This window comes from Paenibacillus sp. Mc5Re-14, from assembly GCF_001049835.1.
Taxonomy (GTDB): domain Bacteria; phylum Bacillota; class Bacilli; order Paenibacillales; family Paenibacillaceae; genus Paenibacillus; species Paenibacillus polymyxa_C.
In genome coordinates this window covers 4,521,195-4,532,937 of record NZ_CVPD01000001.1, presented here as the reverse complement: position 1 = coordinate 4,532,937, position 11,743 = coordinate 4,521,195, and the positions used below count along the sequence as shown (strand labels likewise).

At 48.3% G+C, this 11,743-nt stretch carries 10 protein-coding genes; all 10 read right to left on the bottom strand.

Annotated features, from left to right (window positions below; translation table 11 throughout):
- Positions 1–70: 70 nt before the first annotated feature.
- Positions 71–1,057 (bottom strand): sigma-E processing peptidase SpoIIGA, encoded by a 987-nt coding sequence (spoIIGA, locus tag BN1546_RS20755; RefSeq protein WP_090738747.1) that lies wholly within the window; start codon positions 1,055–1,057, stop codon positions 71–73.
- A 191-nt stretch (positions 1,058–1,248) separates the two neighbouring features.
- The gene (ftsZ, locus tag BN1546_RS20750; RefSeq protein ID WP_090738746.1) at positions 1,249–2,373 is read right to left on the bottom strand and encodes a cell division protein FtsZ; all 1,125 of its coding nucleotides are present in this window, start codon (positions 2,371–2,373) and stop codon (positions 1,249–1,251) included.
- A 67-nt stretch (positions 2,374–2,440) separates the two neighbouring features.
- Positions 2,441–3,712 carry a cell division protein FtsA gene (gene ftsA / locus BN1546_RS20745; RefSeq protein WP_040103330.1) on the bottom strand — a complete coding sequence of 424 codons (1,272 nt, stop codon included), beginning with the start codon at positions 3,710–3,712 and terminating at the stop codon, positions 2,441–2,443.
- A gap of 199 nt (positions 3,713–3,911) precedes the next feature.
- Positions 3,912–4,676, bottom strand: a complete 765-nt coding sequence (locus tag BN1546_RS20740; protein WP_013372086.1) for a cell division protein FtsQ/DivIB — start codon at positions 4,674–4,676, stop codon at positions 3,912–3,914.
- Positions 4,677–4,732: 56 nt separating this feature from the next.
- Positions 4,733–6,043, bottom strand: a complete 1,311-nt coding sequence (murA, locus tag BN1546_RS20735) for a UDP-N-acetylglucosamine 1-carboxyvinyltransferase (protein WP_176702347.1) — start codon at positions 6,041–6,043, stop codon at positions 4,733–4,735.
- Entirely contained in the window at positions 6,033–6,938 is a 906-nt protein-coding gene (murB, locus tag BN1546_RS20730) for a UDP-N-acetylmuramate dehydrogenase (protein WP_064962137.1), read from the bottom strand. The genes murA and murB overlap by 11 nt, the downstream gene beginning before the upstream one ends.
- Positions 6,939–7,084: 146 nt before the next feature.
- Entirely contained in the window at positions 7,085–8,194 is a 1,110-nt protein-coding gene (gene murG, locus BN1546_RS20725) for an undecaprenyldiphospho-muramoylpentapeptide beta-N-acetylglucosaminyltransferase (RefSeq protein ID WP_090738745.1), read from the bottom strand.
- Between the two features lie 6 nt (positions 8,195–8,200).
- Positions 8,201–9,298, bottom strand: coding sequence for a stage V sporulation protein E (spoVE, locus tag BN1546_RS20720; protein WP_013372090.1), 1,098 nt, complete (start codon positions 9,296–9,298; stop codon positions 8,201–8,203).
- Between the two features lie 49 nt (positions 9,299–9,347).
- The gene (gene murD, locus BN1546_RS20715) at positions 9,348–10,769 is read right to left on the bottom strand and encodes a UDP-N-acetylmuramoyl-L-alanine--D-glutamate ligase (RefSeq protein ID WP_090738744.1); all 1,422 of its coding nucleotides are present in this window, start codon (positions 10,767–10,769) and stop codon (positions 9,348–9,350) included.
- Positions 10,770–10,773: 4 nt separating this feature from the next.
- On the bottom strand, positions 10,774–11,742 hold the full coding sequence (gene mraY / locus BN1546_RS20710; RefSeq protein ID WP_013372092.1) for a phospho-N-acetylmuramoyl-pentapeptide-transferase: 969 nt from the start codon (positions 11,740–11,742) through the stop codon (positions 10,774–10,776).
- Position 11,743: the final 1 nt, after the last annotated feature.

The window sequence follows — 11,743 nt, the reverse complement described above, 5'->3', positions numbered from 1 at the left end:
ACTGAGCTCCGTCCATTCCAGCATTGAATGTTTCTCCTCGTCTTTAAACCTTGTCCTACGCTCTTCTTCATTATCCTGATTCTGTAAAATGGTCTCTAGCATATGCTTCTCGTTTTAGGTTTGTATCAGCCTCCCCTTCTTCGTGTACCGTCACTTCTGGGTGGATGATGGCACGATATTTGCCCTCTGCCGACAACTTCCCCCCGTCTAAGCCAATCAGCACTCGATGATGTACAAAATGAACCCCATTCATCACCACCTCTACTCGATCTGGTTTGAGTGCGAGCATAAAGGAATGACTTCGGTTAATTCCACGATAAGGGACGAGACGAACACGATCCTGCCAGCTGAACGATTCCTCCCCCAGATCCATCACTAGTTGATCAGCATTACCCTCAGAACATTTTTGGAGCCAAGAGGCGGGTAAATACGATTCCCACAAAGCCGCCTCCATCACCATTACTGGGGTTCGGGTCAAAGGATCATGCAGTTGGTTACCTGTATCCAACAAGCCTGTACACTCAATATGATCCTGCCCAATCCACACCTGTACTTGCCCCAAAAAGCCACTCATCCTTTCTGTACGCTGCTTTGAGGACTGCACAATACGAAAGAAGAGCATCACTCCGCCAAATGCGCATAAAATAAACCAGAATGCGATTTTTAATTCAAAAGACATTCCACCTGATGCGGTATACCAGATGCCATTAAACAAATCCCCCGTATTCTGGAGAAAATAATGCATCCCCAAAATGCCACCTGCTGCTACAAAATTGATCATGTAAAAGGCACCCATTGTACGAAGATACTTTTGCATGCTGCCAAAACCAAAGGCCACCAGCAGCATAATGACCGATAAGGCCAGCTTGATTAGAAACGTAAACAAAAATGACAGCTCCGGCACAAACATCATGACCACGTACATTGCGCCAATTCCAGCTGAAGTCATCAATCGCCACCACACGGGTCGGATCTTTCTCATCCAGGCGGTGGCCATTAGCAACACAGCATCAATAAACAAATTGGCCAAGAAAATCAAATCGATATAAACAACCAAGGATTCACCCGCCCAGCATTTTGCAGGATAGGCTTAAGTATAGTAGTCATACGCTTCAAAGTCTGTCTAACGGTGGGGACGGTGTCCGACTAATTTTGTCGGAAAGAGGAGAAGCACTGGCCGTGTGGAATGCGGAGAAAACAGAAAGAAGCCCGCATCTCCAAGGAGGATGCGGGCTTTCTAAATTCAAACTAGTTATCGTTATTATTATTGCGTGAACGGTTACGTAAGAATGTCGGAATATCCAATTGGTCACTGCTTTGAGTGTTACCGAATGGACGCAAGTTAGGAGAGGACTTTTCCGTTGCTTCGGAAGCCGCTGGGTTAGCTGCTGGTCTACGTCCCGGTGCTGGATGGCTCGGCTTACCTTCAAAACCAGTGGCGATGACGGTAACCTTAATCTCTTCTTTCAAGTCTTCATCAATGATGGCACCGAAAATCATATTCACTTCCGGATCGGAAGCTGATGTTACAATTTCAGCCGCCTCATTGACCTCGTATAGAGACAAATTGGTGCCGCCAGTGATGTTCATAATGACACCACGCGCACCTTCTATGGATGTCTCCAGCAACGGACTCATGATAGCCTTACGCGCTGCTTCAGCCGCACGATTTTCACCCGTTGCTTCGCCAATCCCCATCAACGCGGAGCCACGCTCCGTCATGATCGTTTTTACGTCAGCGAAGTCAAGGTTGATCAGACCCGGTACAGCGATCAAATCCGAAATACCTTGTACGGCCTGACGCAGAACATTATCCGCTTCACGGAATGCTTCCAGCATTGGGGTTTTCTTGTCCACAATTTCAAGCAAGCGATCATTCGGGATTACAATCAAGGTGTCTACTTTTTCTTTCAATCCCTCAATGCCAAGTTCAGCTTGATTGGAGCGTTTACGCCCTTCAAATGTGAATGGTCGGGTTACCACGCCTACAGTCAGCGCACCGCATTCCTTAGCAATTTCAGCAATGACAGGGGCCGCTCCGGTTCCTGTACCGCCACCCATTCCCGCAGTTACGAATACCATATCCGCGCCTTTGAGCGTATTCATAATAAGCTCACGCGACTCTTCAGCCGCTTTTTTACCCACATCAGGGTTAGCCCCGGCACCCAGACCGCGAGTGAGCTTATCGCCAATTTGAAGCTTGTGCTCAGACTTCGCCAAGTGAAGCGCCTGGGCATCTGTATTGACAGTAATGAACTCTACACCCTGAACTCCATTTTCGATCATTCGGTTAACTGCATTGCTGCCGCCGCCTCCGACGCCGATCACTTTAATTTGAGCCAAGCTCTCCATTTCAAAATCAAATTCCAACATACTATTCCATCTCCCCCTCAATGTGCATGGATGGCCCGTCCATGATTGGCATAATTAGCAATGAACGTTATATAAATTCACTGAACATATTTTTTAAGCGTTCAATCAACCCCTGCTTTTGCTCGCCTTCCGCAACGGGACTGCTGCTCTTGGTTCGGCTAGTCGGCTTCTTGGTACTACCGCCACTGTTGCTAACACTAGTCGATCTCCCGCGATAGTAACGGATAGCATTATGCAAAATACCAACTCCGCTCGTATATCCCGGATCCCTTACACCGATAAAATCAGGTACAGCGATCCTTACGGAAGCGGCCAGTTCGCTTTGTGCCACCTGAAGTACACCAGGCATGGAGACGGTGCCTCCGGTAAGTATATAACCCCCCGGAAGCTCTGTGTAACCCAAGCGCTTAACTTCCGCCTGAATGAGTTGAAAAATTTCCTGTACTCTCGGCTCAATAATAGCAGCCAAATCCTGTTGGTTGAACTCCTTATCTACATTACTGCCGATACGGGTCACTTTAAAGACGACATCGGCTGCTGCATCATCATACCAAGCGCAGCCGTATTTGAGTTTTACTTTTTCAGCTTGATCGGTAAGGGTTCTCAGTCCGTAGGCAATATCATTGGTTACAAATTCTCCGCCGATGGGGAGTGTTGATGTAGCAACAATCGTTCCTTCCTGGAAAATGGCCACATTCGTAGAACCTGCACCAATATCCACCAGCACGGAACCCATCACCTTTTCATCCTTCGAAAGAGACAACTGTCCAGCTCCAAGAGGCAACAAGACGAGATCTTTAATCCTCAGGCCGGCTTTCTCAACGCAGCGCAACAGATTATGTATTGGGGTCTTGCCTCCAGTAACTATCGTAGCCTCTACTTCGAGACGAACACCGATCATACCACGAGGGTCCTGAATTCCTTCAAGGCCATCTACGACATACTGCTTGGCTACCACGTCAATAATTTCTCTCTCCGGTGGTACGGCAATTACTTCTGCTGCCTTCAGTACACGTTCAATGTCCTCCTCGCCGATTTCACGGTCCTCGTTGGACACGGCTACTACGCCATGACTATTTTGCAGACCAATATGGTTGCCTGAAATCCCCACATACACTTCTGTTATTTGAATACCAACCATGCGTTCTGCGTGATCCACGGCGTTACGGATTGATTGCACGGTTTGATCAATGTCTACAATTGCACCTTTGCGAATCCCTTCCGAGTCGGCAGATCCAACTCCAATAATATTAAAGGTTCCATTATTCATTTCCCCAATAATAGCCCGAACTTTGGATGTACCGATGTCCAAACTAACAATGATGTCATTGTTGCTCAAGTCTGTGGCACCTCCTGACTCCAAAATGAATTTCGTTCTTTAAACACACTCTGTACATATTCAACATACTCCATGCTTTCCCTCTTTTTTCTACAAATTTTTTAGAAGCCAATTTATGGTTGCAGTCACATAAAAATTTGAAGAAAAAAGAAGGAGGCAAGTCTATTACCCATAAAATCAATTCTAGCATTTTTTCACATCACTGAGTAGTATCTTTTTCTTGGCCCTCTTCGCTCGTATCGGGTTTGAATGGAACGTAGGAATCCGCCTCCAGCATTGTGATCACACCAGGATCTTCTGTTTCTAGCACCTGGTTCAAATAGCTGATTTTAGAGTTCAACAATGAAACGGTTGTAATAACCTCAAATTGGGAACGCGTGTACATTTTTATACGGTCTGGAAAAGAAGGAATCGGTGCGGGAATGATTTCCGAAATATCAGCTGTCCATTCTCCCGGAATGCGTGATAAAGCATCACACAGCTTCGCTTTGTAAGGATCATCTGATTTCCATTTAGTCAAAATAGGCTTTTCAACCGCTATCCCACTGCTTCCTACGCCCACGCTTGTCCCATTTGCTAGAATAGCACGCAGGCTACCGTCGCTTTGCAACTCGTAAGCTACCGTAGCAAACTCTTTAATGTGAATCGTAATGATACCCGGAAACTGCTTGTCCACTGTGACTTGCTGAATTGACTGAATTTCCCGCAGCTTCTCAGAGACGTCGGATGAACTGACTCCGAAATATTGATCTCCGACAGCGAGACCACTTCGATTGAGAAGTTGCTCCCGGGTCGAAAATACATTACCATCAAAACGAATTTCAGAAACCTGACTCAACGAAGAACGGAAAAAGAGAACAGCGAGCAGTACAATAAACAACAAAATGAGAAGAATAGCAATCTTCCGGCTTGTTCTTTTTTTCGTTCTGTTCTTTTTAAGAACAGGTATTTGAGCATTTGGCATAGCTTCTCTCCACAAAAGCCTTTTGTCCCCCCGTTAACGGAGGGACATTACAGGCATTAATTTACGAAATCCAGTTGCTCAGGCACCGGAGACTGACGGCTCATTCGGGCACCCAATCCCTGGAAAAGACGTTCGATCCGGTCATACCCTCTGTCAATGTGGTGAACCTGCTCGACAATGGTACGTCCTTGAGCGGCTAGACCGGCTATAACCAGTGCAGCCCCTGCCCGCAGATCAGTAGCCTCTACTGTAGCCCCGTACAAACGAGAAACCCCTCTTATAAAAGCAGCATTCGCATCGACCGTAATATCAGCACCCATTACATTCAGTTCATCTACATGCTTAAATCGGCTTTCAAAGACAGTCTCTTTCATGACACTGAAACCGTCCGCCAAAGAAAGCAAAACCATGACCTGAGATTGCAAATCCGTCGGAAATGACGGATAAGGTGAGGTAACGATCCTCTCCACTGCTTTAGGACGGCTCATACAACTTACGGTCATTATATCATTCAAGATGCCGATTTGAACACCAGCCCGCCTAAGGACGTGAATCAGCGCAGACAAGTGGGAAGGATTGCAGTGTGTCAATGACACACTACCTCGTGTAGCTGCCGCTGCGATCATAATCGTTCCAGCTACTATGCGGTCAGGAATGACCTCATACGTACAAGGATTGAGTTGACTGACCCCCGTAATTGTAATTGTATCTGTTCCAGCACCAATAATATGGGCTCCCATGGCATTCAGAAAGTTTTGAAGATCCTGAATCTCTGGTTCCCTCGCTGCATTGGTAATCGTTGTTCGTCCTTCGGCCAGCGCGGCAGCCATCATAATATTTTCTGTTGCCCCTACGCTCGGAAAATCCATGTGGATGTCCGAGCCGATCAGCTTGCGGGCTCGAAATGTAATTTGCTCGTCTTTCTCCTCGATCTCTGCGCCAAGGGCTTTTAAGCCCTCCAGGTGAAGATCAATTTTGCGCTCGCCTATGGCGCAGCCTCCGGGCTGGTAAATGGAAACTTCTCCGTATCTGGCGAGCAGCGGCCCCATTAGAAAGATAGATGACCGCATTTGCTTCATCAAATCCTCAGGAATTTGGAACGTTCGGACGGACGATGTATCCACATATACCGTTTCCTCTTCATGTCGGCATGTGCAACCAAGTCTTTCTAGGATATGCAGCATGACCTTAATGTCTAAAAGATGGGGGACATTCCGAATTTCCACCTTACCTTGTGCAAGCAAGCTTGCTGCAAGAATAGGTAGTGCCGCATTTTTCGCCCCATGGATACGTATGGTGCCTGACAGGGGACGGCCTCCCTCAATCACCAATTTGTCCAATGTATCACCTCCGAGTTTACCGCTCACCCACTACGAAAACCTCCGGAACTAGCTTGATGCCGGTTTGAGATGATATTGTACTTTGAATATGCTTCATTAGGGTAAGCACGTCCTCTGCTGTCGCTTGACCGGTATTTACAATGAAATTAGCATGTTGTACAGATACCTCAGCGCCTCCCGCTTTCAAACCTTTAAGACCTGCGCTTTCAATAAGCCGGGCAGCATAGTCTCCTGGTGGATTACGGAACACGCTTCCTGCACAAGCTAACTGTAGCGGCTGGGTCAGCCTACGGCGGTCTTTAAAAGCCGCAAGCGCTGCTGAGATTTCCTCTCGGTCCCCTCGCTTCATCTGGAACACTGCCTCTGTCACCATTCCACGTTGCTCATGCAGCACGGAGTGACGATAGCTAAAATGCATATCCTCGGCATTGTACACAGCCAATTCCCCTGTATCCAGCACAATCTCAGCGGACTGGAATATTTGTGACACATCAGACCCGTGGGCACCGGCGTTCATGTAGACAGCCCCACCGACCGATCCTGGAATCCCCCCAGCAAACTCAAGGCCTGACAGACCCTGCTTGCTAGCCATAACACATAGTTTGACCAGTGAAACGCCTCCACCAGCAACGATCTGTTCATCCTCAAAACGAACATAATCAAAGCCTGGTCCCAGCTTGATCACCAGTCCCCGAATCCCTTTGTCAGAGACGAGCATGTTGGAGCCCCGCCCCAACTGCATCCAGGGAATTCCGTGCTCGCTAGCCAGCTTCAAAATCCTTGCCAATTGCTCTTTGGTATCCGGGATCACAAGAGCATCCGCAGGGCCTCCGATCTTCCAGGTCGTATATTTGGACAGCGGTTCATGCTCCAGCACTTTTCCGATATCATGCTCCGCTAATAATGGCATCCATTGCTGCATTGTACTGAAACCTCCTTGTTGCTTGCCCCGCATCGTTATAAGGCTCTCACCTAAAAACCGGCAGCCTGGGTGATGGTCACAATCTATAGGGTATCCTATGTAAATACCGTCCGGTGTGTGACAACCGCCCAAATCTGCGCTGCGGACTACCTTTTATGGGCAAGACGCTCCATTTCTTTTACTAAAATATCTGCTGAGTCAGGCTTACCAAGCGCAGATGCCAACTCCGCCATCCGGCTCCGCCTTGCCTCATCCTTCATAATTTCCGCTATAGATTGAAACAGAGCCGGGCCACTCAATTCCTTTTCTGTGATCATGACAGAAGCCCCTGCCTTTTCAAGTGTACGAGCATTAGCCTCCTGGTGGTTATTCGTCACATTGGGTGATGGAATCAGAACGGACGGAATGCCGAGCGATGTAATCTCTGCCAAGAAGGACGCACCTGCGCGATTAACAATTAAAGAGGTACAAGCCAGTACCTCAGGCATATTGTGAATATAGGGAAGCACGTGTAGATGATTGGGCAATGAGCCGATCTGATTTCGTATGCTGTCCAGCGTTTGCTCATAGTAAGATTCGCCGGTCACATATACAAAATGGACGTCTTTCAGTTGCGAAAGTTGCGGAACCATTGCAATCATGGCATCATTAATGGCCTTCGCCCCTCTGCTGCCGCCAACCACCAGGACCACCGAGCTGTTCATCGGAACCCCTATCGTAGCAAATCCTCGATCCCGGTTAGCCAAACGAACTGTTGTAGCACGCGGGTTCCCAGTGTAAAGTACATTTTTAGCTTTAGGAAAAGCTCCTTCCGAGCCTTCAAAGCTAACAGCCACTGTATCCACATAGCGACTCAGAAATGCATTGGTCAATCCAGGAATCGCATTTTGTTCATGAATAATGCTGGGTATTCCCAACTTGGAAGCTGCATAAACGACAGGGCCGCATACATACCCCCCGGTACCAATAACGATATCTGGCTTAAATTTCTTTAATAATGCTTTGGACCTGCGAACTCCTTTGAAAAAGCGCATGATTGTTTTTATATTTTCCACAGACAAGCTGCGACGAAATCCTGTGATATCAATAGCCTCAAATGGGATTTTTTCCTGAGGAACCAATTTACTTTCAAGTCCTCGTTGACCGCCAATGTATAAAAATTCAGCGTCTGGATCTATTTCTTCGCACTGTCTGGCTACGGCAAGTGCTGGATAAATATGCCCTCCAGTACCGCCGCCGCTCAACACGACGCGCATAAACGTTCACCTCGCATAACGTGATAAATTTAATAAAATGCCCAGAGCAGTTAGCATTAAGGTCAATGAAGAACCTCCATAGCTGATTAAGGGCAGTGTTATTCCTGTCACCGGCATTAGACCGATAACAACACCAATATTAATAACGACCTGTACCGCCACCATTCCGACAATACCTACCGCAAGCAAACTGCCATAGGTGTCCGGGATGGTAATAGCCACACGCATCCCTCTCCAAACAAGGACCAAAAAAAGCCCCAGCACCGTCATTCCACCGATAAAACCAAGCTCCTCCGCCAGTATGGAAAAGATAAAGTCCGTCTGTGGCTCAGGAACGTAGCTATATTTTTGCCGACTCATGCCGAGCCCCAAGCCTGCCAATCCGCCAGGACCAATAGCATATAGCGATTGAATAATTTGATAACCCGCGCCAAGTGGATCAGACCAAGGGTCCAGAAATGCGGTAATACGCTGGAGTCGATAAGGGGCAGCTGCAATCAGTGCAGCAAACCCCGCTGCCCCCGACAAGGCCAGTAGACCAAGATGCTTCATACGCGCGCCTGCCGTAAATACGATCAGCATGGATGCTCCCATCATTACCGTGCCTGTGCCCAAATCAGGCTGGAGCATGATGAGCCCAAAGGCCAGTCCCATGAGCCCAAGCGGAGGCAACAGCCCGCGCGTAAAAGAGCTAATATCATAGTCAGGACGACTGAGCCATTGAGAGAGAAAAAGAATCATACCCAGCTTCATAAACTCGGAAGGCTGTATGCCAAAAGAGCTAATACCGAGCCAGCTTCGTGCTCCGCCTCTTACTACACCAATGCCAGGGATTAAAACGGCAACCAGTAGAGCCAGACAGATCAACAATACGACCTTGGCATATTTCTGCCAAATCCGATAGTCCGTTCGGGCAGTAAAGTACATGGCTACAAGGCCGAGCCCCGCAAACAGCAATTGTCGTTTAACAAAATAGTAGGAGTCCCCGTACTCGTGAAAAGCGAGGACGGCGCCCGCGCTGTATACCATAACCATGCCGATGGCTAACAAGCTTACAATACAGACGAAAAGCCATATATCTGGCGCCGGACGAGATTGTTTCATCAGGAGGCCACCCCTTGCATAAAAGTAGGGGCTTATCCAACCCCCCTACTTACAATTTATGCGCCGCCTCTTTAAAAATACGTCCACGCTCTTCATAGGATTGGAACATATCCCAACTTGCACAAGCGGGTGAGAGTAATACCACATCTCCCGTCTCAGCAAATTCAGCTGCCTTGTTTACAGCCTCCACGAGCGTAGCGGCGGCATCCTCCCCATTATCGACGACCTTGACATGCTCTATTCCAGCCTGACGAGCCCGATCTGCCAGCTTATGCCGTGTCTCCCCCAAGAGCACAACGGCTTTCACACCTTCCTGCAAGGACGGTACAAGCTCCGCATAATCAGAGCCACGATCCAATCCTCCGGCAATGAGTACGATGGGTTGCTTAAAGGAAGATAAGGCCATCATTGTCGCTTTCGAATTGGTTGCTTTGGAATTGTTGTAAAAAGCTACTCCACCGTGTTCTAAAACATATTCAAGCCGATGTTCTACACCGCGAAAAGCGCTTAATGGTTTCGCTAATTTTGCTGGTTCTGCTCCTGCGGCAATGGCGATTGCACAAGCAGCTAGAGCATTTTCTACGTTAAAACGACCCGGAAGCCCAATATCGGTCACGCCTATAATGGGATGCAGTACCCCATTTCCATCACGGTATACGATGTTTCTTTCAATATCATCCGTCACATCCGGTATGTATGGCGGGTCAGCGAACACCCCTTCCTGCAAACGTTCCGTCATTGAGAAAGGAAGCAGCTTCGCTTGAATATAGGGCACAAGCTCCCGGCAGACGGGATCATCCCAGTTCACCACCGCGGTATCCGACGCTGTTTGATTGGCAAATAGACGTGCCTTCGATGCAACGTAGTCCTCCATGCCTCCGTGGTAATCCAAATGGGTCTCAGCTACATTGAGCAAGCAGGCTACTGCGGGCTTGAAATCCTTTGTTCCTTTTAACTGAAAGCTGCTCAGCTCCACAACCATCCACTCGTCCGACTTGGCGTCCACAGCCGCCTCGCATAATGGCGTACCGATATTACCAGCCACGATCGGATTCATGCCGGATGCCTCCAACAACTTGCCCACCCAAGTGGTCGTGGTCGTCTTGCCGTTGGAGCCAGTAATTCCGATAATCGGAGCTTTGCATAGATGGTAGGCGACTTCAACCTCGGTCACGACCTCAATGCCGAGCTCGACAGCTTTCTGTACGGGAGGGGCCGTGTAAGGAATTCCTGGATTTTTGACAACCAGCTTCACTCCAGGATGAATCAGCCCTTCCGGGTGACCCCCGCATAAAACGGAAATTCCCAAAGCCTCTAATTCAGAAGCTTCGGGACATTGTTCCCTATCTTTTTTATCATTGACTGTGAGCTTGGCCCCGGCCTGATGTAGCACCTTGGCAACTTGTACGCCGCTTTTGGCCAGACCGATAATGACAACTTCCTGATCTCGGTATGCGTCTGGATGATTCATTTGTCTACAACCCCTTGTTGAGATAAAGTCCAAGTCCTGCCAACAGCAGTCCTACAGCCCAGAATGTAATAACTACGCGCCATTCGGACCAGCCGGACAGCTCGAAATGATGATGAATCGGGCTCATTTTGAAAATACGCTTGCCACGGGTTTTAAAGGAAGCTACCTGCAAGACCACGGACAGCATTTCAATCACGAATACACCACCGATGATGAGGAACAAAATTTCGCTTTTTGTAACGATGGCAATGGCACCAATGGCTCCGCCGATTCCCAGCGAGCCTGTGTCACCCATAAATACCTTGGCAGGATGAGCATTATATACGAGAAAACCAAGTACAGCGCCAATCATGGCCGCTGCGCAAACTGCAGCTGGAAGCGAGGTTGCTTGAATCGCCACAATGGCATAAGCAGCAAATGCAATCGCACTTGTACCAGACAGCAGCCCGTCCAGCCCATCTGTAAAATTGACAGCGTTGCTGATCGCCAGCATCATGATAATAATGAACGGATAATAGAACCAACCGCCCCAATCAAATGACCATGAGGTGCCCGGGATGCCAATTGCCGTGCTGTGATCATTGCTAATCAGAAGCCAGCACATAATCGCGCCAAACAATAACTGCCCGAACAGCTTTTGACGCGCAGTCAGACCGAGCGAGCGTTTGAATACGATTTTAATATAGTCGTCCAAAAAGCCGATCAGCCCAAAACCGAGCGTAGCAACCAGCAGAACGTAAAAGTCCGTATTTTTAATAGCTGAAAACTTTAGAAAGGTCAGCGTAAAAGCCAGCAAGATTACGATACCGCCCATTGTAGGCGTACCTATCTTTTTAAGATGGCTTTGTGGCCCGTCATCCCGGACCTGCTGGCCGAATTTCATTCGCCGCAGCAGCGGAATGAGCAGTGGAGCGGCAATGACCGCCAGTATAAACGATACGACGATCGTCAGCAGTAATAATTGAATATCCATG

Excerpts from the sequence above, each read along its gene's own strand:
- ftsZ (WP_090738746.1), bottom strand. The coding sequence starts at position 2,373 with ATGTTGGAATTTGATTTTGAAATGGAGAGCTTGGCTCAAATTAAAGTG.
- murG (WP_090738745.1), bottom strand. The coding sequence starts at position 8,194 with ATGCGCGTCGTGTTGAGCGGCGGCGGTACTGGAGGGCATATTTATCCA.
- spoVE (WP_013372090.1), bottom strand. The coding sequence starts at position 9,298 with ATGAAACAATCTCGTCCGGCGCCAGATATATGGCTTTTCGTCTGTATT.
- murB (WP_064962137.1), bottom strand. The coding sequence starts at position 6,938 with ATGCAGCAATGGATGCCATTATTAGCGGAGCATGATATCGGAAAAGTG.
- murD (WP_090738744.1), bottom strand. The coding sequence starts at position 10,769 with ATGAATCATCCAGACGCATACCGAGATCAGGAAGTTGTCATTATCGGT.
- BN1546_RS20740 (WP_013372086.1), bottom strand. The coding sequence starts at position 4,676 with ATGCCAAATGCTCAAATACCTGTTCTTAAAAAGAACAGAACGAAAAAA.
- mraY (WP_013372092.1), bottom strand. The coding sequence starts at position 11,742 with ATGGATATTCAATTATTACTGCTGACGATCGTCGTATCGTTTATACTG.